The organism is Roseateles sp. P1_C6 (genome assembly GCF_056406315.1).
This window is the reverse complement of record NZ_JBFUAK010000008.1, coordinates 262,691-288,696: the sequence shown is the minus strand read 5'-3', so window position 1 is coordinate 288,696 and position 26,006 is coordinate 262,691. Positions and strand designations below refer to the sequence as shown.

Below are 26,006 nucleotides of genomic sequence, written 5' to 3'. Positions count from 1 at the left end.
GAGGGTGCCGCAAGCCCGCGTTGCGCCGATACATTTGGTGCGACGCCGACGTCAGGGGAGAGAACATGGACAGCGGTCAGATGATGCAATTGGTGGGCAGCTTCCTGCTGGGCTCGCTGTTGGCGGCAGGAGGCGTGTTCGCCTGGCTGTCGCAGCGCCTCAAGCGCGAGCAGCAGCGCACGCAGCATGTCGAGCAGGCCCGCCTGCTGGTGGCGCAGCAGGTCACGCAGGCGCGCAAGCAGATCGAGCAGCTGCAGCGCGAATGCCATGAGCTGAAGCTGGCGGTACGGCCCGCGCCGCGCGCGGCGCCAGCGCCGGAGGCGCCGGTCGATGCCGCCGAGGCGGCGCGCCGCTATGCCGAGGAACGCATGCAGCCGCCCGCCCCCGCGGAGAAGCCGCAGGCGTTCAAGGACACGGTCGTGCTGCGCCGCGGCGCGGACTGAGGCCCGGCAAGCGCGGCCTTGTCACTGCCGGGACAAGACTGCGCGGCGAGCGCTGCCTAGAATCGAACGGTCGTTCTATTTCTGGGCCGGCTGCAGGAGACGCGGCTATGGCCCGTCAACCGAGGTCGTGCCCATGACAGCCCATTACGAAGTTCGCGGCCCCATTGCCGTGATCACGCTCGACAACCCGCCGGTCAACGGTCTGGGTTTTGCCACCCGCTCGGCGGTCGCCGCCGGTGTGGAACGCGCCGAAGCCGATCCGGCCATCACGGCCCTGGTCATCACCGGTGCCGGCAAAGCCTTCTCGGGTGGTGCCGACATCAAGGAATTCGGCTCGCCCAAGGCGCTGGCCGAACCCAACCTGCTCAGCCTGATCTCGGTTGTCGAGAACTGCAGCAAGCCGGTCGTCGCGGCCATCCACAGCGTCTGCATGGGCGGTGGCCTGGAGCTGTCGCTGGGCTGCCACTACCGTGTCGCGCAGACCGGCACCAAGGTCGCGCTGCCGGAAGTGAAGCTGGGCCTGCTGCCCGGCGCTGGTGGCACGCAGCGCCTGCCGCGCGCGCTGGGCGTGGAGCCCGCACTGAACATGATCGTCAGCGGCGAGCCGGTGGAAGCGCAGATGCTGGCCATGGTTCCCGGCCAGAAGCTGTTCGACAAGATCGTCGATGCCGACGTGGTGGCCGCGGCCGTCAAGTTCGCTGAAGAAGTCTCCGAGAAGCGCCCGCTGCCCAAGGTGCGTGACCTGAAGGCGCGCCACCCGAACGCCGAGGCCTACTTCCAGTTCGCTCGCAACATGGTGGGCGGCATGAGCAAGAACTTCCCGGCGCCGCTGCGCTGCCTGGAAGCCGTGGCCGGTGCGGTCAAACTGAAGTTCGACGACGGCATGCGCGCCGAGCGCGAGGGCTTCGCGGCGCTGATGCTGACCCCCGAGTCCAAGGCGCTGCGCCACCTGTTCTTCGCCGAGCGCGTGGCCAGCAAGATCGCCGACGTGCCCGAAGACACGCCGCTGCGCGACATCAAGAAGGTCGGCGTCATCGGCGCCGGCACGATGGGTGGCGGCATCTCGATGAACTTCCTGAACGCGGGCATCCCGGTCACCATCCTCGAGACCAAGCAGGAAGCCCTGGACCGCGGCATCGCCACGATCAAGAAGAACTACGAGTCCCAGGTCAAGAAGGGCAAGCTGAAGGAAGACAAGTACGCGCAACGCATGGCGCTGCTGTCGACCACGCTGAACTACGCCGACCTGGGAGACGCCGACCTCATCATCGAGGCGGTGTTCGAGGAGATCGGCGTCAAGGAGGCCGTCTTCAAGCAGCTGGACGAAGTCGCCAAGCCCGGCGCCATCCTGGCGTCCAACACGTCGACGCTGGACGTCGACAAGATCGCGTCGTTCACCAAGCGCCCGCAGGACGTCGTGGGCATGCACTTCTTCAGCCCGGCCAACGTGATGAAGCTGCTGGAGGTCGTGCGCGGCAAGGCCACGGCCAAGGATGTGCTGGCCACGGTCATGGCCATTGGCAAGAAGATCAAGAAGACAGCCGTCGTGTCCGGCGTCTGCGACGGCTTCATCGGCAACCGCATGATCGAGCAGTACAGCCGCCAGGCCGGCTTCCTGCTCGATGAAGGCTGCACGCCGCAGCAGGTGGACAAGGCCGTCGAGAAGTTCGGCTTTGCGATGGGCCCGTTCCGCATGGGCGACTTGGCCGGCAACGACATCGGCTGGGCCATCCGCAAGCGTCGTGCCGTCGAGCGCGCGACGATGAAGTACTCGGCCAGCGCCGACCGCCTGTGCGAGCTGGGCCGCTTCGGCCAGAAAACCGGTGCCGGATGGTATGACTACCTGCCCGGCAAGCGCGACGCGATCCCGTCGCCGGTGGTCGAGGAGATGCTGGCCAAGCACCGCGAGGCCATCGGCGCCAAGAAGCGCGACATCAGCGATGAGGAGATCGTGCACCGCCTGGTGTTCGCCCTGGTCAACGAGGCGGCGCACCTGCTGGAAGAAGGCATCGCCCAGCGCGCGTCGGACGTGGACATGGTCTACCTGACCGGCTACGGCTTCCCCATCTTCCGCGGTGGCCCCATGTGCTACGCCGACACGCTGGGCCTCTTCAACGTCGTGCAGGCGATGAAGCGCTTTGCCAAGAACCCGATGGACGACGGCGCGTTCTGGACGCCGGCGCCGCTGCTGGCTCGCTTGGTTGCTGAAGGCAAGTCCTTCACCTGACCCCGCCAGCGCCTACCGAACAAGGATCAAGACATGAGCAACGCACTGATCGTCTCCACCGCCCGCACCCCGCTGACCAAGAGCTGGAAGGGCGCGTTCAACATGACCCATGGCGCGACGCTGGGCGGCCATGCCGTCAAGGCAGCCGTCGAGCGCGCCGGCATCGATGGCGGCGCCATCGAGGACGTGCTGATGGGCTGCGCGAACCCCGAGGGCGCCACCGGCGCCAACATCGCCCGCCAGATCGCGCTGAAGGCCGGCCTGCCGGTGACAGTGAGCGGCGTCACCATCAACCGCTTCTGCTCCAGCGGCCTGCAAACCATCGCGATGGCCGCACAACGCATCATCGCGGGCGAAGGCGACGTCTACGTTGCCGGCGGTGTGGAAAGCATCTCCTGCGTGCAGCAGGAAATGAACAAACACATGCTGGCCGATCCGTCGCTGCTCAAGCTCAAGCCCGAGATCTACTGGAGCATGCTGCAGACCGCCGAGAACGTGGCCAAGCGCTACAACATCTCGCGCGAGCGCATGGACCAGTACGGCGCCGGCAGCCAGCAGAAGGCCTGTGCGGCGCAGGCCGCCGGCCTGTTCAACGACGAGATCATCTCGGTGACAACCACCATGGGCGTGGCCGACAAGGTCATGGGCCTGATGAGCAAGGAAGTGACTGTCAGCGCGGATGAAGGCCTGCGCGAAGGCACCACCTACGACAGCATCAAGGACCTGCGCACGGCGTTGCCCGGCGGCGTCATCAGCGCCGGCAACGCCAGCCAGTTCAGCGACGGCGCCGGCGCCTGCGCGCTGGTCAGCGAGCAGTACGCGTCCACGCACAACCTGAAGCCCATCGGCCGCTTCCTCGGCTTTGCGGTGGCCGGTTGCGAGCCCGACGAGATGGGCATCGGCCCCGTGTTCGCGGTCCCGAAGGTGCTGAAGAAGCTGGGCCTGACGGTCGCCGACATCGACCTGTGGGAGCTGAACGAGGCCTTCGCCGTGCAGGTGCTGTATTGCGCCGACACGCTGGGCATCCCGATGGACCGCCTGAACGTGAACGGCGGCGCCATTGCGGTCGGTCACCCCTACGGCGTGTCGGGCCAGCGCCTGACGGGTCATGCCCTCATCGAAGGCAAGCGCCGCGGTGCCAAGCGCGTCTGCGTGACGATGTGCATCGGCGGCGGCATGGGCGCGGCGGGCGTGTTCGAAGTGCTCTGATGAGCGTGTCGCCCGAGGTCTTTTTGGCGATGGGCCGCGAGGTCCTCGCCAAGCAGCCGTTCAGCGTGCTGCTCGGCGCGGAGCTGGCGGCGCTGTCGCCCGGCAAGGTCGACCTGCAGTTGCCGCTCAAGCCCGAGCATCTGCAGCAGAACGGCTTTGCCCACGGCGGCATCGTCAGCTACCTGGCCGACAACGCGCTGACCTTTGCCGGCGGCACCGCGATGCAGGTGCCGGTCGTGACGTCCGAGTTCAAGATCAACTACGTGCGCCCGGCCGTGGGCGAGCGGCTGATCGCGCGCGCCAGCGCCGACGCCGTCAGCAAGACCCAGGCGGTGTGCCGCTGCGAGGTGTTCGCGGTCAAGGACGGCGTCGAGAAGCTGTGCGCGCTGGCGCAGGGCACCATCGTGCGCCTGTCGCAAGACAACTGATCATGCAGGTCGACCTCGACACGCTGCGCGGCTTCTTCCGTTCGGCGCCCTTCATGGTCGACCTGGGCGTAGAGCCCACCGCCGTCGAGGCCGGCCGCGTGACGACCGAACTGGTCATTGCGCCGCGTCACCGCCAGCACACCGGCGTCGTGCATGCCGGCGTCATCGCGGCGCTGGCGGACCACTCGATGGGGGCGGCGGCGCAGACCATGGCCCCAGAGGGCCACTGGGTGCTGACTGCCGAATTCAAGACCAGCCTGCTGCGCGGCGCCAGCGGCGAGCGGCTCGCATGCGAGGCCTGGGTGGTGAAGCCCGGCCGACAAGTCTCTTTCACCGAGGCCGAGGTGTATGCGGTGGCGACGGGCGGCGAGCGCAGGCTCGTGGCCAAGGCCAGCGGCACCATGGCCGTGACCAAGGCGGAACAGCCGTGATGCGCGACACCCTGGAATTCCTGTTGTTCGACTGGCTGCATGCCGGCGACCTGACGGCGCGCGAGCGCTTTGCCGACCATTCGCGCGAGACCTTCAGCGCCGTGCTGGACACCTGCGAGCGCATCGCCCGCGAGAAGTTCGCACCCAGCTACCGGCTGATGGACACCGAGGAGCCGCGCTTCGATGGCGAGCGCGTGCACCTGCCCGCGGCAACGCTGGAGGCGGTCAACGCCCTCGTCGACAGCGGCATGATGGCCGCGACCCATGACTACGAGCTGGGCGGCATGCAGCTGCCCTGCCTGGTCGAGACGGCCGCCAATGCCTTCGTCAGCGCGGCCAATGTGCATGCCGGGTCGTACGCCGTGCTGACGACCTGCAATGCCAACCTGCTGATGGAACATGGCAGCGAGCGCCAGCGCGAGGTGTTCGCGAAGACGCTGCTCGCCGGCCAATGGTTCGGCACCATGTGCCTGTCCGAGCCGCAGGCCGGTTCGTCGCTGTCCGACGTGGTCACACGCGCGGAGCTCGAGAACCCCGACGACCCGCTGGGCGCCCGCTACCGGTTGCGCGGCAACAAGATGTGGATCTCCGGCGGCGAGCATGAGCTGCGCGAGAACATCGTCCATTTGGTGCTGGCCAAGATCCCCGGCCCGGACGGCAAGCTCATTCCGGGCACCAAGGGCATCTCGCTGTTCATCGTGCCCAAGCAGATGGTGGGCACCGACGGCCAGTTGACCGGCGAACGCAACGACATCGCGCTGGCCGGACTCAACCACAAGCTGGGCCACCGCGGCACGACCAACTGCCTGTTGAACTTTGGCGAGGGCCGCTGGACGCCAGGTGATCGCCCGGGCGCCGTGGGCTACCTCGTCGGCAAGCCTGGTGAGGGCCTGCGCTGCATGTTCTTCATGATGAACGAGATGCGCATTGGCGTGGGCCTGGGTGCCGTCATGCTGGGCTATGCCGGCTACGAGGCCAGCCTCGAATACGCCAAGCAGCGCCCGCAGGGCCGGCCGATGACGACGGCCGGCAAGGACTCGGCCAGCCCGCAGCGGCCCATCATCGAACACGCCGACGTGCGCCGCATGCTGCTGGCGCAGAAGAGCTATGTCGAGGGCGGCCTGGCGCTGGAGCTGTACTGCGCCCGCCTCGTCGACGAGCTGAACACCGGCGACGCCAAGGCCGAGGCGCAAGCCTTGCTGGACGTGCTTATCCCCATCGCCAAGAGCTGGCCCAGCGAGTGGTGCCTGGAGTCAAACTCGCTGGCCATCCAGGTGCTGGGCGGGTATGGCTACACACGGGACTTCCCCGTCGAGCAGCTGTGGCGCGACCAGCGCCTGAACATGATCCACGAGGGCACGCACGGCATCCAGGCGCTGGACCTGCTGGGCCGCAAGGTCGTGCAGCAGGGCGGGGCGTCGCTTGCCGCGCTGGCCAAGCGCGTGCAGGCCACGATCGAGCGCGCCATCCAGACCGACTGGGCACCGCAGGCCAACCAGCTCGCCGCCGCGCTGGCCCAGGTCGGCGGCGCGACCAAGAAGGCCTGGAGCACCGGCGAGCCCGAGGAGGCGCTGGCCAATGCCACGCCCTACATGCAGGCCTTCGGCCACACCGTGCTGGCCTGGCTGTGGCTGGACGTCGTGCTGAGCGTGCAGGGCGACAGCGACTTCGCCCACGGCAAGCGCGCGGCGGCCCGCTACTTCTTCGCCTACGAGCTGCCCAAGATTGGCGCCTGGCTGGACGTCGTCGCCCGCCGCGAGCCGCTGTGCCGCGAGATGAAACCCGAATATTTCTGAACCGGAGACATGACATGAGCACCAAAGTCCAAGACCTCTTCGACCTGAGCGGCCAGGTGGCCCTGGTCACCGGCGGCTCGCGCGGCCTGGGCCTGCAGATCGCTGAGGCGCTGGGTGACGCGGGCGCCAAGATCATGCTGACCTCGCGCAAGGCCGCCGACCTAGAAGAAGCGGCGGCCCACCTGCAGGCGCGCGGCATCGACACGCGCTGGGTTGCGGCCGACGCGTCCAAGCCCGAGGACGCGCAGCGCGTCGTCGACGAGACGATGGAGCGCCTGGGCCAGATCGACATCCTCGTCAACAACGCCGGCGCCAGCTGGGGCGCGCCGGCCGAAGAGCATCCCATCGAGGCCTGGGACAAGGTCATGGACCTGAACATCCGCAGCCTGTTCGTGTTCGCGCAGGCGGTGGCCAAGGCCAGCATGATCCCGCGCAGGTCGGGCCGCATCATCAACGTCGCGTCCATCGCCGGCCTGTCCGGCAACTCGGCCGTCATGAAGACCATCGCCTACAACACCAGCAAGGGCGCCGCCGTGAACTTCACGCGCGCGCTGGCCGGCGAGTGGGGCGCCTACGGCATCACCGTCAACGCACTGGCGCCGGGCTTCTTCCCGAGCAAGATGACCAAGGGCCTGCTCGCGGCCGTCGGCGAGGAGAAGATGGCTTCGCACGCCCCGCTGAACCGCATCGGCGACGACGACGACCTGAAGGGCGCGGCGCTGCTGTTCGCGTCCCGTGCCGGCAAGCACATCACCGGCCAGATCCTGGCGGTGGACGGTGGCGTGTCCGCCATCCACGGCGGCTAGAGCCTAGAAACGGCAGTTGACCGCTACCCAGCGCATGCAAGTTCTTGCTTCATCCCGGGATTGGATCCACGGCCGCGTTCATCATGAAGGTGGTAACGCTGCACGCCCGTCTGGCCTGCGCTGGCGCACGTTGACGGCGTTGCTCCTTCTCGCGGGCACGAGCCCGCAGCGTCGTCGCGCCTTGTCAGCGCGCCCCAGCGCAGCCCCTTCGGCCGCGCCCAACTACCGTTTCTAGGCTGCCATGGAGTTCCCGGTCCACATCCCCTTCGTCCAGCAACTGGGCTTTGAGCTGCAATCGGTGGGTGACGGCGAGGCCGAGCTGCGGCTGACGATCAGCGAGCAGCACCTGAACTCCTGGCGCGTGGCGCATGGCGGCGTCGTGATGACGCTGCTGGACGTGGCCATGGCCCATGCCGCCCGCAGCGTGAACCGGCACCTCCCCGACCTCGGGCCTGGTGTCGTCACCGTGGAGATGAAGACCAGCTTCATGCGCCCGGGGGAGGGGGCGCTGCGGGCGGTGGGCAAGCTGCTGCACCGCTCGACGACCATGGCCTTCTGCGAGGGCTCGGTGTTCGGCGCTGATGACAAGCTGTGCGCACACGCGACCGGCACGTTCAAGTACCTGCGCGCCTTGCCCGCCGGTCGCCAGCTCAAGCCGCTCGGTGGCGAAGGTGACTGAATCCCCGCATCGCTCTCGGGATTGAGCGGTTTTACTGAAACGCCGTTCCAATAACGGGCACAATCGCGGCTGCGCCAGCACCTCGACCCAGGTGCGCGGTTGGCCAGGTCGCTCAAGCGGGACCATGCAGTCCCGCCCTTTCGGGGATGACGCCTGGCATGACGGCCCGCGCTCAAGGCCCCTCTGGCCTGAGCCGCAGCGGCCCATGCACCGAGGTGGCCTGTGCCGCCTCAGCCCTCATTCCGCTACCGAAAGCCACCGCCATGAAGATCGCCCTCATCATCGAGAACAGCCAGGCCGCCAAGTCCGAGATCGTCCACAACGCGCTCAAGACCGTCGCCGAGCCGCTGGGCCACAGCGTCCACCACTACGGCATGTACACGCCCGAGGACAAGGCCTCGCTGACCTACGTCATGAACGGCCTGCTCGCCGGCATCCTGCTGAACTCCAAGGCCGCCGACTTCGTCGTCACCGGCTGCGGCACCGGCATGGGCTCCATGCTGGCCTGCAACAGCATGCCCGGCGTGTTCTGCGGCCTGGTCATCGACCCGACCGACGCCTTCCTGTTCGGCCAGATCAACGACGGCAACTGCATGTCCATGCCCTACGCCAAGGGCTTCGGCTGGGCGGCCGAGCTGAACCTGCAGGACTGCTACCGCAAGCTGCTGGAGAACGAGCGCGGCGCCGGCTACCCCAAGGAGCGCGCCGCCATCATGGCCAAGAACCGCGGCATCCTGAAGGACCTGAAGGCCGCGTCGTGCAAGGACATGCTGACCACGCTGAAGGCGGTCGACCAGGACCTGCTGAAGGCTGCCGTGTCGGGCGAGAAGTTCCAGGAACTGTTCTTCACGAACTGCCAGGACGACGCCATCGCCGCCCACATCAAGGGCGTGCTGAAGAGCTGACGTCGACTGCGACGGTCTCGCAGGCTGCGAGACTGTCGCGATGTCCTCGTCGCTCCCTCCCCACCTCACGCTGCGCACGCTGACGCGCGGCGACGGCCTGCTGGGCCTGCGGCCCCGCGGCGCCCTCGGCCCGCGCGGCGAGCAGGTGACGGTGGCGATGCTGGCGTCGGCGGACGCGCAGGCCCAGCCGACGCTGCTGAAACTGGGCCTGGTTCCGCTGGACCCCAGCCTGCTGCAATGGCGCGGCGACCCGCTGTCGCTGGGCAGGTCGCTGTGGACGCTGGTGCAGGAAGAATTCTTCGGTGACTTCCATGCCGAGCAAGTGCCGGAGCTGCTGGCCCAGGGCTGGAGCGTCGACACGCATGCGGGCTTTGCCCACCACAGCCAGGCCGTCAGCGGCTGGCAACTGGGGCTGACGGAAGACACCACCGTTGCCGATGCCCCGCGCCCCAGCCGGCGCGTGCAAGGCCTGGGGCTGGCGCGGCGCCAAGGCGCCTGGCTGGTCAGCCTGGGCATGGAGGTGGACGGCCAGCGCATCGACCTGGCGCCGCTGATGGCCAACCTGCTGCGCCGCGACAAGCGCTGGGTGGACGCCGTCGCCATCGCCGCCATCGAGGACGACGCCATCATCAAGCTGCGCGCGCCTGGGGGCCGGCGCTTCCATGCGCAGGCGGCACCGCTGAAGGCCATCATGCTGGCGCTGCTGGACCTGCTGAAGCCGGCCGAGCTGGACAAGGGCCAGCCGCTCCGGCTGAACGACTGGGACGCGGCGCGCATCCGCTGTGTCGAAGACGAGGCGCAGGGCCGCTGGCAGATCCATGGCGACGCGGGCCTGAAGGCGCTCGGCCAGCGACTGCTGGCGGCCGGCGCGCCCACCGCGCTGACGCAGCCGCCCGGACTGGGCCTGCCGCTGCGGCCCTACCAACTGCACGGCCTGGCCTGGCTGCAATACCTGCGCGAGCAGAACCTCGCCGGCATCCTGGCCGACGACATGGGCCTGGGCAAGACAGCCCAGGCGCTGGCCCACATCTGGACCGAGAAGCTGGCCGGGCGGTTGGACCGGCCGGCGCTCGTTGTCGTGCCGACCTCCTTGCTCTTCAACTGGCAGCAGGAGGCCGCACGCATTGCGCCCGGGCTGAAGGTGGCGCTGTGGCACGGCGCCGACCGCACGGCCGCCAGCCTGGCCGACGCGGACATGGTGCTCAGCACCTATTCACTGGTCTGGCGCGACCTGCGCGTGCTGTCCGCCCAGCCCTTTCACCTGTTGATCCTGGACGAGGCGCAGTCGGTCAAGAACGCCCGGGCGCGCGCTGCGCGGGCGCTGCGCCGGCTGGACGCACGCCACCTGCTGGCGCTGACCGGCACGCCGCTGGAGAACCACCTGGGCGAGCTGTGGGCCCTGTTCGACCTGCTGATGCCGGGCTTTCTCGGTGACTCGCGCAACTTCGCGCGGCACTGGCGCAAGCCCATCGAAGTCAACGGCGAAGGTGCCCGCGCACGTCTGCTGGCGGCCCGCGTGCGGCCCTTCATCCTGCGCCGCATGAAAACCGAGGTGGCCACCGAGCTGCCGCCGCTGACGGAGCTGGTCAAACGCGTCACGCTGGTCGGGCAGCAGAAGCAGCTCTACGAGAGCGTGCGCGTGGCGGCCGACCACATGGTCCGCCGCATCCTGGCCCGCGACGGTTTCAACGCGACCAATCTCATCAGCGTGCTGGACGCGATGCTGAAGCTGCGCCAGGTCTGCTGCGACCCGCGGCTGGTCAAGGGCGTGGAGATGGCGCCGAACATCGAGCGCGCCAAGCTCGAATGGCTGCGTGAGCACCTGCCGGACTTCGCTGCCCAGGGCCGGCGTATGCTGGTGTTCTCGCAGTTCACCGAAATGCTGGACTTGATCGCCGCGTCGCTGGACGAGCTGGGCCTGGCGCACCTGCGGCTGACCGGCCAGACGCCGGCCGCCCAGCGCGGCGACATCGTGCGGCGCTTCCAAGCCCGCGAGGTGCCCATCCTGCTGGCCAGCCTGAAGGCCGGCGGCGTCGGCCTGAACCTGACGGCCGCCGACACGGTCATCCATGTCGACCCCTGGTGGAACCCGGCGGTGCAAAGCCAGGCCAGCGCGCGCGCCCACCGCATCGGCCAGGACCAGCCGGTGTTCGTCTACCAGCTGGTCGCCCAGGGCAGCATCGAGGAGCGCATGCTGGAGCTGCAGGCGCGCAAGAAGGCGCTGGCCGACGGGCTGCTGGGCCGCGACGATGGCGGCGCCCTGAGCAAGTTCAGCGCGACGGAGCTGAACCTGCTGCTGGCGCCGCTGGACGGCGACGAGGCGCCGGCGGGTGAGCCCTGAAAAAGCAAAAGCCTGGCATCTCGCGATGCCAGGCCTGGCGTGACGTGTCCCCGGGGTCAGTGCTTCAGACCAGCGGCACGGCGGGCAGGGCGGCGGCCATCTTCATGTCTGCCGCCGTCGCTGCGCGGCGCTGCTCGATGACGACGCGCGGCAGCTTGGCCACCACGGTCGTGTCCATGCGCTTGCCGACGACGACGACCCGCTCCAGCTTCACGACCTCGGCGGCCGGCGCTGCCGTGCGGTTGGCCAGGCCCACGCCGATCGCAGCGGCGGCGGCAACGGAAACGATGGCAACGACGAAGGTCTGGGCGGCGGTGTTCATGGCGGGCTCCGGTGGGTGTGCTGTGTCAGTGATTGCAGTGTCTTCAGCCGCCCCGGCTGCCGCGAGCGCCGGGCGATGGATCGCCAGCGGGAGCGGATGAACTGCAATTGCACGGCACCGACCGGCGTCTCGATCGCTGCTGCGCTGACGGGGCGCCTTCTCCGTTGTGGGCGACAACGGAGATAGGTCACTGCAACGCCGGCGCAGCACCGGGCGGCGAGCGGATTGGAGGCCGCGTCGATCCGCGCGCGCGCCGTGAAACGACGCTTCGCTTTCCGTCCTGCGGCCGGTAACTGGCCGGACGAAGCAGGCCCAGCAAATGGCCGCTGTCCCCTAGGTGTCGCTGGGAGAAATCCGAGCGCACAAAGGAAAACGGCCTAGCTGCCGAAGCTGCTAAGCCGTTGATTCTCTTCTTGTTATTTGGTCGGGACGGCGGGATTCGAACTCGCGACCCCTTGCACCCCATGCAAGTGCGCTACCAGGCTGCGCTACGCCCCGACTGAGCCAATCAGTATAACCGAGGAATTTGGCCTTCCGCCCGGATGACGGGTCTATTTCAGTTGAGAAGGGTGGCTCTGATCGCCAGCAATTCGGCGCGCACCTGCTCCAGCGACGTGAGCGGGTCGACCGAAAGCACCGGCAGCGTCAACGACGCCTCGGCAGCCTTCAGCGGTTGGGCGTGGACGTGCGACGGCGCGTGGCGCGCCGCGGGCAGATGAGGCAGCTCGGCAGGCGCATCAAGGTCGTCCTCGTCGTCCAGCCCGTCCATGACGTCGAGCGCCTGGGCGGCCTCGGCTTCGTCACGGAAGTTCTGTGCCGCAGCCGGCGGCAGGCCTTCGCTGAGCTGGTTGCGCGCGCCGCTGATCGTGAAACCCTGGTCGTAGAGCAGGTCACGGATGCGGCGGATCAGCAGCACCTCGTGGTGCTGGTAGTAGCGCCGGTTGCCGCGCCGCTTCATGGGCTTGAGTTGGGTGAACTCCTGCTCCCAGTAGCGCAGCACATAGGGCTTCACGCCGCAAAGATCGCTGACCTCACCGATGGTGAAGTAGCGTTTGGCGGGGATGGCCGGAAGCGCCTTTTCCATTGCAAATCAACAAGTTCGCGAGGGGAGGGGAGACTCTACTCGAAGTCTTCCCCGGCAGGCGCATCCCCTTGCACGACCCCCTTGAGTTTGTGGCTGGCGTGAAAAGTCACGACGTTGCGGGCCTTGATGGGGATGGACTCGCCCGTGCGCGGGTTGCGCCCGGGGCGCGGCGCCTTGCGGCGGATGTTGAAGTTGCCGAAGCCCGAGAGCTTCACGTCCTGACCCTTGACGAGGCTGTCGTGCAGGATGTCGAAGAAGGCCTCGACCATGTCCTTGGACTCGCGCTTGTTCAGCCCCAGCTTGTCGAACAGCAGTTCGGCCAGCTCGGCCTTGGTCAGCGTGGGCGTTTCCAGGCTGCCGATGACGACAGCCGCTGCCTCTTTCTTGACGTCGTTCGCGTCCATGGTTTTTCCTCCTCCTGAGGGTCAGCCGCGCAGGCGGGCACCGAGTTGGCTGCTGGCCGCTGCAACGATGGCCGCCACGGCCGCGTCGATGCGCTCGTCGGTCAGCGTGGCCTCGTCGTCGAGCAGTTCCAGTCGCACGGCCAGGCTGCGTTCATCGGCCTGCAGGTCGGTGCTGCTGCCTGCGGCCGGTTTGAAGACGTCGAACAGCTTGGCCGAACGCAGCAGCGCGCCGCCTGCGGCGATGATCGCGGCCATCAGCGCATCGTGGCTGGTGCTGTCTTTCACGACCAGGGCGAGGTCGCGCTGCACGACCTGCTGGCGCGGCAGGGGCTGGCCTTGCGGCAGCGTGCGGGTCAGGGCGGCATCGAGGTCCAGCTCGAACACGACCGGCGCGCTGCCGGTGATCTCGTAGCCCTGGCGCCAGCGCGGGTGCAGTTCACCGATGACGCCAATGACGGCGCCGCTCAGCGTCACGCGGGCGCTGCGGCCCGGGTGCAGCGCCGGGTGCTCGGCGGCTTCGAAGGTCAGTGTCTGCGGCGCGAACAGCGCTTCGAGGTCGCCCTTCACATCGAAGAAGTCGACGGTGCGGTCGCGCTGGCTCCATTGCTGCTGATCGGCTGGGCCCCAGGCCAGGCCGCCCAGGCGCAGTGGCTGGGCGATGCCGGCCACGCTCAGCGGGCCGTTTGCCACGCCTGCGTCGCGCTTGAACACGCGACCCAGCTCGAACACGCGCACGCGCGTGGCGCGGCGGGCCTGGTTGTGGCGCAGCACCTGCACGAGGCTGCCGATGAGGCTGGTTCGCATCACCGACAGCGGCGCGGCGATGGGGTTCAACAGCTTGATCGGGTCGGTGACGCCGGCCAGCTCGCGCTCCCAGCGCTCCTCGACGAAGCTGAAATTGATCGTCTCGAAGTAGTCGCGTGCGGCCACGGCGCGGCGCAGCGCATGCGTGGACTGGCGCGCTTCCGAGCCCGTGCGGCCGACGATGGGTGCCAGTGGCGCGGTGGACGGCAGCGTGGGGTAGCCCAGCACGCGGATGACTTCCTCGATGAGGTCTTCCTCGATCAGGATGTCGAAGCGCCAGCTCGGCGGCATGACGGTGATGACGCCGTCCGCGGCCGTGAACGGCAGCCCCAGACGCGTGAACACGCCTTCGCACTGCGCTTGCGTCAACGGCATGCCGATGACCTTGGCCGCACGCGCGACGCGCAAGGCCACGGGCTGGCGCACGGGCACGTTGGGCGACTGGTCGTCCATCGGGCCGACTTTCGTCTCCGCCGTGCCGCAGATGTCGATGATGAGCTGCGTGATGCGCTCGATGTGCTCGACGGTCTGCGACGCATCGACGCCGCGCTCGAAGCGGTGGCCGGCGTCGGTGGAGAAGTTGTAGCGACGGCCGCGGCCCATGACGGCCTCGGGCCACCAGAACGCCGCCTCGACATAGACGTTGCGCGTGTCGTCAGACACAGCGGTGTGGTCGCCGCCCATGATGCCGGCAAGCGACTCGACCTCGCGCGCATCGGCGATGACACCGACCTTCTCGTCGACGGTGATGGTGTTGCCGTTCAGCAGCTTCAGCTGTTCGCCGCTCTTGCCCCAGCGCACCACCAGCTCGCCGCTGATCTTGTCCAGGTCGAAGATATGCGATGGGCGGCCGTACTCGAACATCACATAGTTGGAGATGTCGACGAGTGCGGTGACCGAGCGCTGGCCGCAGCGCTCCAGGCGCTGGACCATCCACGCAGGCGTTTGTGCCTTCGTGTCGATGCCCTTGACGATGCGGCCTGAGAAACGGCCGCACAGGTCGGGGGCTTCCACGCGCACGGGGAGCCTGTCGTCGGTCGTCGGTTTGACGGCCGGAAACTCCGCCTTCAGCAGCGGCGAGCCGGTCAGCGCAGCCACTTCACGGGCGATGCCGAACACGCTCAAGCCGTGGCCCAGGTTGGGCGTCAGCTTCAGCGTGAAAAGCGTGTCGTCGAGGCTGAGGTGCTTGCGGATGTCTTCGCCGATGACGGCGTCGGCGGGCAGCTCCAGCAGGCCGCCGTGGTCTTCGCTGAGCTTGAGCTCGCGGGCCGAGCACAGCATGCCGAAGCTGTCGACGCCGCGCAGCTTGCCGACGCCGATCTTGAAGGGCTTGGCGGCGTCATCCGTGGGCAGTTCGGCACCGACGGTGGCCAGCGGCACCTTGATGCCCACGCGGGCATTGGGCGCGCCGCAGACGATCTGCAGCGGTTCTGCGCCACCGGCGTTGACCTTGCAGACGCGTAGCTTGTCGGCGTTGGGATGCTGCTCGGCTTCGAGGATCTCGGCGACGACGATGCCGTGGAAGGGCGGCGCCACGGGGCGCAGCTCTTCGACCTCCATGCCGGACATGGTCAGCAGTTCGGCCAGTTTTTCAGTGGACAGCGGCGGATTGCAGAACTCGCGCAGCCAGGACTCGGGGAATTGCATAACGTGCTGATTACTTGAACTGCGAGAGAAAGCGGAGGTCGCCGTCGAAGAAGGCGCGCAGGTCGTTGACGCCGTAGCGCAGCATCGCCAGGCGGTCGATGCCTGAGCCGAAGGCGAAGCCGATGTAGCGCTCCGGGTCCAGGCCCATGTTGCGGATCACCTGCGGGTGCACCTGGCCGGAGCCCGACACCTCCAGCCAACGGCCTTTCAGCGGGCCGCTCTCGAACATGATGTCGATCTCGGCGCTGGGCTCGGTGAAGGGGAAGTAGCTGGGGCGAAAGCGCAGCTGGAGCTGATCAGTCTCGAAGAAGGCGGTGATGAAGTTCAGGTAGACCGCCTTCAGGTCCTTGAAGCTGATGTTCTCGCCCACCCACAGGCCTTCGACCTGGTGGAACATCGGCGAGTGGGTGGCGTCGCTGTCGACCCGGTAGGTGCGGCCCGGTGCGATGACGCGGATCTCAGGCATCGTCTCCTGATCGGCGTAGCGCTTGGCGTGGGCCTGCGCGTAGCGGATCTGCATGGGGCTGGTGTGCGGGCGCAGGTTCAGCCACGACCCGTTCTCGTCCTTCATGTCGACGTAGAACGTGTCCTGCATGGAGCGGGCCGGGTGGTTCTCGGGGTTGTTCAGTGCCGAGAAGCTGTACCAGTCGGTCTCGATCTCGGGGCCATCGGCCACGTCGAAGCCCATGGAGCCGAAGATCGCCTCGATGCGCTCCATCGCGCGGGTGATCGGGTGAAGGCCGCCGGTGCCGCGGTTGCGGCCGGGCAGGGTGACGTCCAGCGCTTCGGCCTTGAGCTGTTTCTCAAGCTCGGCGGCAGCCAGTGCATCACGGCGAGCGGTCAGCGCGGCTTCGATGCCGACCTTGAGCTGGTTGATCTCGGCGCCGCGGGTCTTCTTTTCCTCGATGCTGAGGGCGCCCAGGCCCTTCATCAGTTCGGTCACGCGGCCGGACTTGCCGAGGAACCGGGCCTTGGCGTTCTCCAGTTCGGCGGGCGTGGGAGCGGCGGCGAAGTCGGCTTTGGCGGACTCCAGCAAAGCGTCGAGATCAGACATTCGGAATTTGGAATGAAAAAGGGCCGACCCTGGTGGGCCGGCCCCGAAAGTTTGCGTGCTCCGACGTGAGCCGGAGCGGGTCGCAATCAGGCGAGCGCGGCCTTCACCTTGGCGAAGATGCTGGCAAAACCAGCCGGGTCGTTCACGGCCAGATCGGCGAGGACCTTGCGGTCGATCTCGATCTGGGCCTTCTTCAGACCCGCCACGAACTTGCTGTAGGACAGACCCAGACCACGCGAAGCTGCGTTGATACGGGCGATCCAGAGCTGACGGAAGACGCGCTTCTTGGTACGGCGGTCACGGTAGGCGTATTGGCCCGCCTTCATCACCGCCTGCTTGGCGATGCGGAAGACGTTCTTACGACGACCCCGGAAGCCCTTGGCCAGAGCCAAGACCTTCTTGTGACGGGCACGAGCGGTTACACCACGTTTGACGCGAGGCATGTGTTTCTCCTTGAGTCTTTAGTGGATTACAGACCAGCAAAGGGCAGCATCTGAGCGATGTGACCCATGTTGGTTTCGTGCACGGTGACGGCGCCGCGGAGCTGACGCTTGTTCTTCGTGGTCTTCTTGGTCAGGATGTGGCGCTTGAACGCCTGACCGCGCTTGACGGTGCCACCCGGACGAACGCGAAAACGCTTTTTCGCGCTGCTCTTGGTCTTCATTTTGGGCATGTTGATGCTCCTTCTAAGTGTGTCCCTGGGGCGATACCGGTGAGCCCGGCATGCTTGTTGGCCTCAGGAGACTTGTGAATCGGCCGGCGACCAAACCGACCGATCAAACCTGTTTTGGTCTTAACGCTTTTTGGGCGCCAGGACCATGATCATTTGCCGACCTTCGAGCTTCGGCATGTTCTCCACGATCGCCACGTCGGCCAGTTCGTCGCGAATCCGCTCCAGCAGGCGCATACCGATGTCCTGGTGGGTGATTTCACGGCCCCGGTAGCGCAGCGTGACCTTGCCCTTGTCGCCGTCTTCGGCGATGAAGCGGCGCAGATTGCGCATCTTGATCTGGTAGTCGCCTTCGTCCGTGCCCGGGCGGAACTTGACTTCCTTGATCTCGATGATCTTCTGCTTGGCCTTGGCTTCGGCGGCGCGCTTTTGCTCCTGGTATTTGAACTTGCCGTAGTCCATCAGCCGGCAGACCGGCGGATTGGCGGTGGCAGAGATCTCGACCAGATCCACATCCATGTCGCCCGCCATACGCAGGGCTTCCTGGATGCTGACGACGCCGATGGGTTCGTTCTCGGGGCCGTTCAGACGGACTTCGGGAGCCATGATTTCGCGGTTCAACCGGTGCTTGCGCTCCGGAATCGCACGACGGTCGGCAAACGTAGCGATGGTGTAGACCTTTCAACAGGCCCCAAGGCGAGGGGCCCAAACAAAACAAATCGCGCCCGAAAGGCTTGTCAGACCTTGTTGGTGATGTCTGCGGAGATCCGGTTGAGGAAGTCCTGCAGGGGCATCACGCCGAGGTCCTGGTTGCCACGGGCGCGTACCGCAACGCTGCCATTCGCCTTTTCCTTGTCGCCTACGACGAGGATGTACGGCAGCTTTTGCATGGAATGCTGGCGGATTTTATAGGTGATCTTCTCATTGCGCAAATCCGCCGAGGCCCTAAGCCCTTGTTTTTGCAGCGATTTCACAATTTCAGACACGTAATCGGCCTGCGCGTCGGTGATATTGGCCACCACGACCTGCGTCGGCGCCAGCCAGACGGGCAGCGCACCGGCATGCTGCTCGATCAGAATGCCGATGAAACGCTCCAGGCTGCCGACGATGGCGCGGTGCAACATGACGGGGTTCTTGTGCTGACCGTCCTCGTCGACGAACTCGGCGCCCAATCGGCCCGGCATCGAGAAATCGACCTGCATCGTGCCGCACTGCCACTGGCGGCCAAGGGCATCCTTCAGCGTGTACTCGATCTTGGGGCCGTAGAAGGCGCCGTCGCCCGGTGCGACCTCGAATTCAACGCCGGAGGCGCGCAGGCTCTCCATCAGCGCGTGCTCGGCTTTGTCCCAGACTTCGTCCGAGCCGATGCGGGCCTCAGGGCGTGTCGCGACCTTGTAGATGATGTCCGTGAAGCCGAAGTCCTTGTAGACGCGCTGCAGCAGGGCGGTGTAGGCCACGCATTCCGGCAGGATCTGGTCTTCCGTGCAGAAGATGTGGCCGTCGTCCTGCGTGAAGCCGCGCACGCGCATGATGCCGTGCAGGCCTCCAGTGGGCTCGTTGCGGTGGCATTGGCCGAACTCGCCGAAGCGCAGCGGCAGGTCGCGGTAGCTCTTGACGCCGTGCTTGAAGATCAGGATGTGCCCTGGACAGTTCATCGGCTTGAGCGCGTAGTCACGCTTCTCCGATTCCGTCGTGAACATGTTGTCCTTGTACTTGTCCCAGTGGCCCGAGGCCTCCCACAGCGACTTGTCGAGCAGTTGGGGGCCCTTGACCTCCTGGTAGCCGTTGTCGCGGTAGACGCGGCGCATGTACTGTTCCACCTCCTGCCAGACCGTCCAGCCCTTGGGGTGCCAGAAGACCACGCCGGGGGCGTGCTCGTCGATGTGGAAGAGGTCCAGCTCTTTGCCTAGCCTGCGGTGGTCGCGCTTCTCGGCTTCCTCCAGCATCGTCAGGTACTTCTGCAGGTCGTCCTTGGTCGCCCAGGCCGTGCCGTAGATGCGCTGCAGCTGTTCGTTGCGGTGGTCGCCGCGCCAGTAGGCGCCGGCCACCTTCATCAGCTTGAAGTGCTTGAGCTTGCCCGTGCTGGGCACGTGCGGGCCGCGGCACAGGTCTTCGAACGCACCTTCGGCGTACAGCGAGACATCCTGGTCGGCCGGGATGCTCTCGATGATCTCGGCCTTGTAGGCCTCGCCCATGGCCTTGAAGTGGGCCACGGCCTCGTCGCGCGGCAGCACGCGGCGCTGGACCTTCTCGTCCTTCTTGGCCAGCTCGGTCATCTTGGACTCGATGGCGGCCAGATCCTCGGGCGTGAAGGGGCGCTTGTAGGCGAAGTCGTAATAGAAGCCGTTTTCGATGACCGGACCGATGGTGACCTGGGCGTCGGGGTACAGCGACTTGACGGCATAGGCCAGCAGGTGGGCCGTGGAGTGGCGGATCAGCTCCAGGCCGTCGGCGTCCTTGTCGGTGACGATGGCGAGCTGGGCGTCCTTGTCGATGACGTGGCTGAGGTCGACGAGCTGGCCGTCAACGCGACCGCCGAGCGCGGCCTTGGCCAGGCCGGCGCCGATGCTGGCGGCAACGTCGCCAACCGACAGTGCGGCGGGGAACTCACGACGCGAACCGTCGGGGAGTTGGATGGAAATCATGGGGTGCTCCGGAAAGCGAAAACAAAAAAGCGCGGCCACTTGCCGCGCTTGATTGGTGAAAGTCCAAAGGACTGGCGTGACGAGCCGCGGCCGACTAGGTACCGGTGAAGGTGGTCGTAGTTCGCGGTGTCATAACCAGGGTGCCTTTCTCGCTCTTTTTGAGGGGAGGGAGCCGCGATTCTAAAGCGGCAGTGCCGAAATGGAGTCGCGCTGGGCCAACGCGGCGAATTCGTCGGCCAGTCGCTGGCTCTCTGTCACGGCCACGCGCCAGCGGCGGCGGCGTTCGTCGGCGTCCAGCTTGATGAAGTCGTTGCGGTCCGGCAGCTTGGCGCCTGGCAGTTGGGCGATGAACTCGGGCGACGGGCACAGCAGCACGACGTTGTCGAGGAAGGCCGTGGCGCGGTGGCGATGCTTGAGCGCCTTGTCCAGCCAGCCGGGCACGACCTGGCGCTGGAAATGCGGGTACAGCACCAGCGGCGCGTGCGCGTCCTGCAGCGCGCGGTAGTCCAGGTGCAGGTGGTAGTCGGTGATGCCGCCGTCCCAGTAGGCCCCACGCGGTGCGCCGGGCAGGTCGTGCTGGGCCTGCAGCCAGAACGGGATGGAGCAGCTGGCCAGCAGCGCGCCGCGCAGGTTGGCGCGCGACAGGTGCACCTCCCGGGTCGTGAAGTCGACCAGCTTCAACGGCAGGCGGTCGCGCGGGTCGGAGAAGATGACGCGCTCGAGGAACTGGCCCAGCAGCGGGCGCGACACGGCATTGGCCGCGAACGCGCCCAGGTAGCCCAGCGGCGTGCGCAGCTTGCCTTCGCGCGCCAGCAAACCGGCGCGACCACGCGATGTGACCACGTGCAGCCGCAGCCGCGGGTGGGCCAGCACTTCCGATTCGCGACCCTGGAAGATCTCGCCCAGGATCTCGCCGAAGCGCTTGCTGACGCCCTCCGGCCGCGGGCGCTTCTCGCCGGGCAGCACGTCGTACTCCTGCGTCACATAGGCCTCGGCCATGGTGTCGAAGGCCGCGGCCACGTCGCGGTGAGCCAGCGCGGCGGTCGCCATGCGCCAGGCGCCGATGCTGGCGCCGACCAGGTGGACGGTCTGGGTGCTTTGCGGCAGCCAGTCGCCGAAGACGTAGCGGTCCAGGCCRTTGAGGATCAGGCCCTTGGGGCCGCCGGCAGCGGCGGGGATCAGGCCGACGTCGGCGGCGCGCAGGCCGCGCTCGGCCAACCGGGCCTTGGCGGCCGGGCCGGCAAACACTTGAAGGGCTTGTGAAGTCATGGCCTCACAAGATAGCCGAGCCCGGCCATGCCGCATGACACGGCCGGGACGGCGCAGTCGCTCAGAACTTGTGTTCCCAGTTCACCGACCACCATGCGACGGGCTTGCGCTCGTTCATCGTGAAGTCCGCCAGATCAGTGAAGGTCACCCGGTTGCCCTGCCTGGGCTGGAACAGGCCGTTGACGCTGACGCGCACGCTGTCCTGCTTGTTGACCTGCATCATCGCGAACGCATCCACCGAGCGGGCGGGGAAGGTTTCCTGGCTCTGCAGCGCGCTTTGCTGCACCTCGTATTCAGGCGCGATCTGCGCGCTGAAGCCCATGCTGATCGGCAGGCTCTTCATGCGGTAGTCGGCGCCAAAGTTGAACTGCCAGGGCTGTTGGCCTTCCAGTCGGTTGTTGGACCCGGGGATGTCGCTGACCGACGAACGATAGACATTCAACGACGCGCGCAGCGACAGCGCCGTGGTCGGCTCGAACAGGCTGGGGAACAGCTCGCCCGCACGGCCCTTGACCTCCAGCTCCAGGCCTTGCGTGGTGGCCTTGCTGAGGTTGATCTGCGTGACGACCCAGCGCTGCGTCGGCGCCCAGGGCACGGTCATCAGGCGCGGCTGGTCGGTGCGGATCAGGTTGGTGATGCGGCGATGGAACACGCCCACCGAGACCAGGCCGCCGGCCGGCAGATAGCTCTCGTAGGCGATGTCCAGGCCGGTGGCCAGCTCCGGCTTCAGCGCGGGGTTGCCGGTGCGGTCGGGTGTCGTGCGGGTGTTGCCGACGATCAGTGGCTCGGTCGTGTTGATGGACGGCCGGTTGATCAGCTGCTGCACATCGGGCGCCTTGTAGCTGCGCGTGAGGCTGGCGCGCACCAAGTCGCGGCCCTTGGGGTCGGGCTTGAAGTTCAGGTGCAGCAGCGGCGTCGTGACCTTGCTGGTGCTCTTGAAATCGCTGCTGCCGACGAAGTCGCGGTCGCCTTCGCTCTCGAACTTCAGCTCCTCGTGGCGCACGCCGAAGTAGGCGGACCACTGCTTGTTGATCTCCCACTCGTCCTGCGCGTAGAAGGCCGTGCGCGTGATGCGGGCGTTGAAGGGCTGGCCCTCGATGCCGGGCAGCAGGTCGTTGCCGTTTTCCACCGTGCGGCGCTGCTCGTCGCGCGTGCGGCGTTCCAGCTCGCCGCCGACGGTGACGGTGTGTGCCTCGCCGGCGTACTGGCTGTACTTGCCCGACAGCGTGGCGTTGCGGTTGCGGTTCTCGCCCGATGTGGTGCGCTGGATTGGCACGATGCCGCCGCGGCCTTCGTAGTCGAAGTTGAAGTCGGCGCCACCGGAGCCGGCACCGGCGCGCAGCTCGATGCGGCGGTCCTCGCCGAAGCGGTTGTTGTATTGCAGGTTGACGCGCTGCGCCGAGAATGTGCCGCGGTTGCGCGTCGTCTCGTTCAGCGCGCGTGGCGTGTAGCTGGCGTCGTTGTCGGCCGCCTTGGTGATGGTGTTCTCACCCTCGTTGCGGAAGCGGTTGCTGACGAAGAAACCCTGCAGGCTCAGCGTCTCGTCGTCGCCCAGCTTCCAGTTCAGGCGCGGCGACACGTTGATGCCGCGGCCATGGGCGCGGTCGTAGCCCTCGCTGCTGACGTGCTGGCGCACGGCGGGCGCCACCGGGTTGGCGTTGGTCAGGCGCTCGCCGTCCAGCTCGTTCTTGAAGTTCCACTGGTAGACCGAGATTGGCAGCACGAAGCCCAGACCGCCCACCACGCGGTCGCCATAGGTGAAGCCGGCGTTGATGACCGGCTTCTCTGACGCATAGGACATGCCCAGCCGGAGGTCCTTCTGCACGACGCGTGGGGCGTCCTTCAGGATGATGTTCAGTGTGCCGGCGATGGCCTGGGCGCTCTGGTCGGCCGTCGGCGCCTTGGTCACCTCCAGGCGCTCGACCTGGGCAGGGTTCAGGTTGTCCAGGCTGAATCCGGGGGGCGCCGGTTCGCCGTTGACGAGGATCTGCGTGTAGGCGCCGCCGAGGCCGCGCATGCGCAGCTGGCCGCCGGAGACGTTGATGCCCGGCAGGCGCTTCAGCACGTCGGAGAGCTGGGTGTCGCCGTATTTGTCCAGCTCTTCGCGGCCGTACAGCTGCTTGGCGACGGGCTCGCGGCGGCGCAGGTCGGTGTCGGTCTGCTGGCGCGTCACCGAGACGCGCTCGAGCTGGTTGCCTTGCGGCGAGGGCGAGCTTTGTGCGCGGTCAACCTCCTGCTGGGCCAGAACCAGGACGGGGCTGAGCAGAAGCAGCGAGGCGAGGGCGGGGGTTTTCAAAAGGGACTCCGAGGGTACGAGGCGGCGCGGACCATAGCCGTGCCGAGGGCGCTGCGCAGCGGTGCTGCGACAAGCTGCAATTTCAGGGGCGTCAATCGACGGCCCGTGGTGTGGGCCGCGATGATGGCAGCAGCTTGTGACGATGACGAAGGTCAGTGCGCCGCTGCAACGCGTCAGCGTTTGAGCTTGGCGAAGGCCGCGGCCATCGCGCCGCCGGCGGCGGGTTGAGCGTCGCGCGAGGCGCCGCCGGCGCGTTCGTTGCGGGCGGGCGGCCGGTAGCTGTTGTCCTGCTTAGGTCCGCGCGGCGCCTGCGCGTCCAGCTTCATCGTCAGCGAGATGCGCTGGCGAGCCAGGTCCACTTCCAGCACCTTGACCTTGACGATGTCGCCGGTCTTGACCACTTCACGGGCGTCGCTGACGAACTTGTTGGACAGCTGGCTGACGTGGATCAGGCCGTCCTGGTGCACGCCCAGGTCGACGAAGGCGCCGAACTGCGCGACGTTGCTGACCGTGCCTTCCAGCAGCATGCCGGGCTGCAAGTCCTTGACGTCCTCGACGCCGTCGTTGAAGCGCGCCACCTTGAAGTCCGGGCGCGGGTCGCGGCCGGGCTTTTCCAGCTCGGCCAGCACGTCCTTGACGGTGATGAGGCCGAACTTCTCGTCCGCCAGCAGCTCCGGCTTGAGCGTGCGCAGCACCTCGCTGCGGCCCACGATCTCGTCGGCGGAGCGCTTCAGCAGCGTGAGCGCCTTCTCGACGAGCGGGTAGGTCTCGGGGTGCACGCCGCTGAAGTCCAGCGGGTTGTCGCCACCGCGGATGCGCAGGAAGCCGGCGGACTGCTCGAAGGTCTTGGGGCCCAGGCCGGTCACGTCCAGCAACTGCTGGCGGTTGCGGAAGGCGCCGTTGGCGTCGCGCCAGCGCACGATGCTGCTGGCCACCGAGCCCGACAGGCCGGACACGCGGGCCAGCAAGGCCTGCGACGCAGTGTTCAGATCCACGCCCACCTTGTTCACGCAGTCCTCGACGACGGCGTCCAGCGCGCGCGCCATCTCGCTCTGGTTCACGTCGTGCTGGTACTGGCCCACGCCGATGCTCTTGGGGTCGATCTTGACCAGCTCGGCCAGCGGGTCCTGCAGGCGGCGGGCGATGGAGACGGCGCCGCGCAGGCTGACGTCCAGATCGGGCAGCTCCTTGGAGGCGAACTCCGACGCCGAGTAGACCGACGCGCCGGCCTCGCTGACGACCACGCGCTCGATCTGCACCGACGCGTCCAGCGCCTGCAGCTTCTTGATCAGCTCAGCCGCCAGCTTGTCGGTCTCGCGGCTGGCGGTGCCGTTGCCGATGGCGATCAGGTTCACGCCGTGCGTGGCGCACAGCTTGGCCAGCGTGTGCAGCGAGCCGTCCCAGTCGCGGCGGGGCTCGTGCGGGTAGACGGTGGACGTGTCCAGCACGCGACCGGTGTCGGACACCACGGCCACCTTCACGCCGGTACGGATGCCGGGGTCCAGCCCCATGACGACGCGCTTGCCGGCGGGTGCGGCCAGCAGCAGGTCGCGCAGGTTCTCGGCGAAGACCTTGATGGCGGTGGCTTCCGCCGCCTCGCGCAGCCGGGCGAACAGGTCGCGCTCCAGGCTCAGCGACAGCTTGACCTTCCAGGTCCAGGCAATGGTCTTGCGGATCAGCGCGTCGCCCGGGCGGTTGCCATGGCGCCAGCCCAGGTGGGAGGCGATGCGGCCTTCAGCCAGCGTCGGCTGGCCGGCGACGACTTCCTCGTCCAGCACCAGCTTGGCGTCCAGCAGTTCCAGCGTGCGCCCGCGGAAGACGGCCAGCGCGCGGTGCGACGGCACGGTGCGGATGGGCTCGGCGTAGTCGAAGTAGTCGCGGAACTTGGCGTTGTCGGGCAGCTCGCCGTTCTTGCCGTCCATCAGCTTGCTCTGGAACAGGCCTTCGGTCCACAGCCACTCGCGCAGCTTGCCCACCAGCAGGGCGTCCTCGGCCCAGCGCTCGCTGAGCAGGTCGCGCACGCCGTCCAGCACGGCGTGGGCGTCGGCAAAGCCAGCTTCGGCGTTGATGAACTTCGCGGCTTCAGCCAGCGGCTCCAGCGTTGGGTCGGCGAACAGCTGGTCGGCCAGCGGCTCCAGGCCGGCCTCGCGGGCGATCAGGCCCTTGGTGCGGCGCTTGACCTTGTAGGGCAGGTAGAGGTCTTCCAGTTCCTGCTTGGTCGGGGCCGTGCGGATGGCGGCTTCCAGTTCCGGCGTCAGCTTGCCCTGCTCGGCAATGCTCTTCAGCACGGCCTCGCGGCGGTCAGCCAACTCGCGCAGGTAGGCCAGGCGGGCGTCCAGCTCGCGCAGCTGGATGTCGTCGAGGCCGTCGGTGGCCTCCTTGCGGTAGCGGGCGATGAAGGGCACGGTGGCCCCGCCGTCCAGCAGCTCGACGGCGGCCTGCACCTGGGCGGGCCGCACCTTCAGCTCGGCGGCAATCTGGGAAACGATCAGCTTGGTGGTGTCCAAAACGGGCTCGGGAAATCGGGCGAAAAGCCTTCGATTTTC

The 26,006-nt window shown here is 67.3% G+C and carries 22 protein-coding genes and 1 tRNA gene; 10 read left to right on the top strand and 13 right to left on the bottom strand.

The features are described from left to right. Positions 1–65 precede the first annotated feature (65 nt). From AC1D29_RS19300 to AC1D29_RS19255, 10 genes are all read left to right on the top strand, one after another. Positions 66–443: a hypothetical protein gene (locus AC1D29_RS19300; RefSeq protein WP_477900367.1), complete on the top strand. Its 378-nt coding sequence runs from the start codon at positions 66–68 to the stop codon at positions 441–443. Positions 444–576: 133 nt separating this feature from the next. Continuing rightward, positions 577–2,670 carry a 3-hydroxyacyl-CoA dehydrogenase NAD-binding domain-containing protein gene (locus AC1D29_RS19295; protein WP_477900365.1) on the top strand — a complete coding sequence of 698 codons (2,094 nt, stop codon included), beginning with the start codon at positions 577–579 and terminating at the stop codon, positions 2,668–2,670. A 33-nt stretch (positions 2,671–2,703) separates the two neighbouring features. Further along, positions 2,704–3,879, top strand: a complete 1,176-nt coding sequence (locus AC1D29_RS19290) for an acetyl-CoA C-acyltransferase (protein WP_477900363.1) — start codon at positions 2,704–2,706, stop codon at positions 3,877–3,879. Further along, the gene (locus tag AC1D29_RS19285) at positions 3,879–4,307 is read left to right on the top strand and encodes a PaaI family thioesterase (protein WP_477900361.1); all 429 of its coding nucleotides are present in this window, start codon (positions 3,879–3,881) and stop codon (positions 4,305–4,307) included. The genes AC1D29_RS19290 and AC1D29_RS19285 overlap by 1 nt, the downstream gene beginning before the upstream one ends. A gap of 2 nt (positions 4,308–4,309) precedes the next feature. Further along, positions 4,310–4,738, top strand: a complete 429-nt coding sequence (locus tag AC1D29_RS19280) for a PaaI family thioesterase (protein WP_477900359.1) — start codon at positions 4,310–4,312, stop codon at positions 4,736–4,738. Beyond that, the gene (locus AC1D29_RS19275; protein WP_477900530.1) at positions 4,738–6,534 is read left to right on the top strand and encodes an acyl-CoA dehydrogenase; all 1,797 of its coding nucleotides are present in this window, start codon (positions 4,738–4,740) and stop codon (positions 6,532–6,534) included. The genes AC1D29_RS19280 and AC1D29_RS19275 overlap by 1 nt, the downstream gene beginning before the upstream one ends. 14 nt (positions 6,535–6,548) lie before the next feature. Then, on the top strand, positions 6,549–7,340 hold the full coding sequence (locus tag AC1D29_RS19270; protein WP_477900357.1) for an SDR family oxidoreductase: 792 nt from the start codon (positions 6,549–6,551) through the stop codon (positions 7,338–7,340). A gap of 241 nt (positions 7,341–7,581) precedes the next feature. Further along, complete coding sequence (locus AC1D29_RS19265) at positions 7,582–8,019, top strand: PaaI family thioesterase (RefSeq protein ID WP_477900355.1); 438 nt, start codon at positions 7,582–7,584, stop codon at positions 8,017–8,019. 263 nt (positions 8,020–8,282) lie between these two features. Next, a complete protein-coding gene (locus AC1D29_RS19260; protein WP_457320329.1) occupies positions 8,283–8,924 on the top strand; it encodes an RpiB/LacA/LacB family sugar-phosphate isomerase in 642 nt (213 codons plus the stop codon). A gap of 40 nt (positions 8,925–8,964) precedes the next feature. Next, positions 8,965–11,265 carry a DEAD/DEAH box helicase gene (locus AC1D29_RS19255; RefSeq protein ID WP_477900352.1) on the top strand — a complete coding sequence of 767 codons (2,301 nt, stop codon included), beginning with the start codon at positions 8,965–8,967 and terminating at the stop codon, positions 11,263–11,265. A gap of 64 nt (positions 11,266–11,329) precedes the next feature. On the opposite strand, the gene AC1D29_RS19250 is transcribed toward AC1D29_RS19255, so the two are convergent. From AC1D29_RS19250 to AC1D29_RS19190, 13 genes are all read right to left on the bottom strand, one after another. Continuing rightward, entirely contained in the window at positions 11,330–11,587 is a 258-nt protein-coding gene (locus AC1D29_RS19250) for a hypothetical protein (protein WP_477900350.1), read from the bottom strand. A 421-nt stretch (positions 11,588–12,008) separates the two neighbouring features. Continuing rightward, a tRNA-Pro gene (locus tag AC1D29_RS19245) sits at positions 12,009–12,085 on the bottom strand. A gap of 58 nt (positions 12,086–12,143) precedes the next feature. After that, positions 12,144–12,671 carry a MerR family transcriptional regulator gene (locus AC1D29_RS19240; protein WP_477900348.1) on the bottom strand — a complete coding sequence of 176 codons (528 nt, stop codon included), beginning with the start codon at positions 12,669–12,671 and terminating at the stop codon, positions 12,144–12,146. 35 nt (positions 12,672–12,706) lie between these two features. Beyond that, positions 12,707–13,075, bottom strand: a complete 369-nt coding sequence (locus AC1D29_RS19235) for an integration host factor subunit alpha (protein ID WP_056877227.1) — start codon at positions 13,073–13,075, stop codon at positions 12,707–12,709. Between the two features lie 21 nt (positions 13,076–13,096). Continuing rightward, on the bottom strand, positions 13,097–15,526 hold the full coding sequence (gene pheT / locus AC1D29_RS19230; protein ID WP_477900345.1) for a phenylalanine--tRNA ligase subunit beta: 2,430 nt from the start codon (positions 15,524–15,526) through the stop codon (positions 13,097–13,099). A 10-nt stretch (positions 15,527–15,536) separates the two neighbouring features. Then, positions 15,537–16,580, bottom strand: a complete 1,044-nt coding sequence (pheS, locus tag AC1D29_RS19225) for a phenylalanine--tRNA ligase subunit alpha (protein ID WP_477900343.1) — start codon at positions 16,578–16,580, stop codon at positions 15,537–15,539. 86 nt (positions 16,581–16,666) lie between these two features. Beyond that, entirely contained in the window at positions 16,667–17,023 is a 357-nt protein-coding gene (rplT, locus tag AC1D29_RS19220) for a 50S ribosomal protein L20 (RefSeq protein ID WP_025564000.1), read from the bottom strand. A gap of 26 nt (positions 17,024–17,049) precedes the next feature. Beyond that, complete coding sequence (gene rpmI / locus AC1D29_RS19215) at positions 17,050–17,253, bottom strand: 50S ribosomal protein L35 (protein WP_056197410.1); 204 nt, start codon at positions 17,251–17,253, stop codon at positions 17,050–17,052. A gap of 120 nt (positions 17,254–17,373) precedes the next feature. After that, positions 17,374–17,919 (bottom strand): translation initiation factor IF-3, encoded by a 546-nt coding sequence (gene infC, locus AC1D29_RS19210; RefSeq protein ID WP_477900528.1) that lies wholly within the window; start codon positions 17,917–17,919, stop codon positions 17,374–17,376. Between the two features lie 68 nt (positions 17,920–17,987). After that, positions 17,988–19,895 (bottom strand): threonine--tRNA ligase, encoded by a 1,908-nt coding sequence (gene thrS, locus AC1D29_RS19205; protein WP_477900341.1) that lies wholly within the window; start codon positions 19,893–19,895, stop codon positions 17,988–17,990. A 180-nt stretch (positions 19,896–20,075) separates the two neighbouring features. Beyond that, entirely contained in the window at positions 20,076–21,164 is a 1,089-nt protein-coding gene (locus AC1D29_RS19200; RefSeq protein ID WP_477900339.1) for a patatin-like phospholipase family protein, read from the bottom strand. A 61-nt stretch (positions 21,165–21,225) separates the two neighbouring features. Beyond that, complete coding sequence (locus AC1D29_RS19195; RefSeq protein WP_477900337.1) at positions 21,226–23,460, bottom strand: TonB-dependent receptor plug domain-containing protein; 2,235 nt, start codon at positions 23,458–23,460, stop codon at positions 21,226–21,228. Positions 23,461–23,633: 173 nt separating this feature from the next. Next, on the bottom strand, positions 23,634–25,967 hold the full coding sequence (locus AC1D29_RS19190) for a Tex family protein (protein ID WP_477900335.1): 2,334 nt from the start codon (positions 25,965–25,967) through the stop codon (positions 23,634–23,636). Between the last annotated feature and the right edge of the window lie 39 nt (positions 25,968–26,006).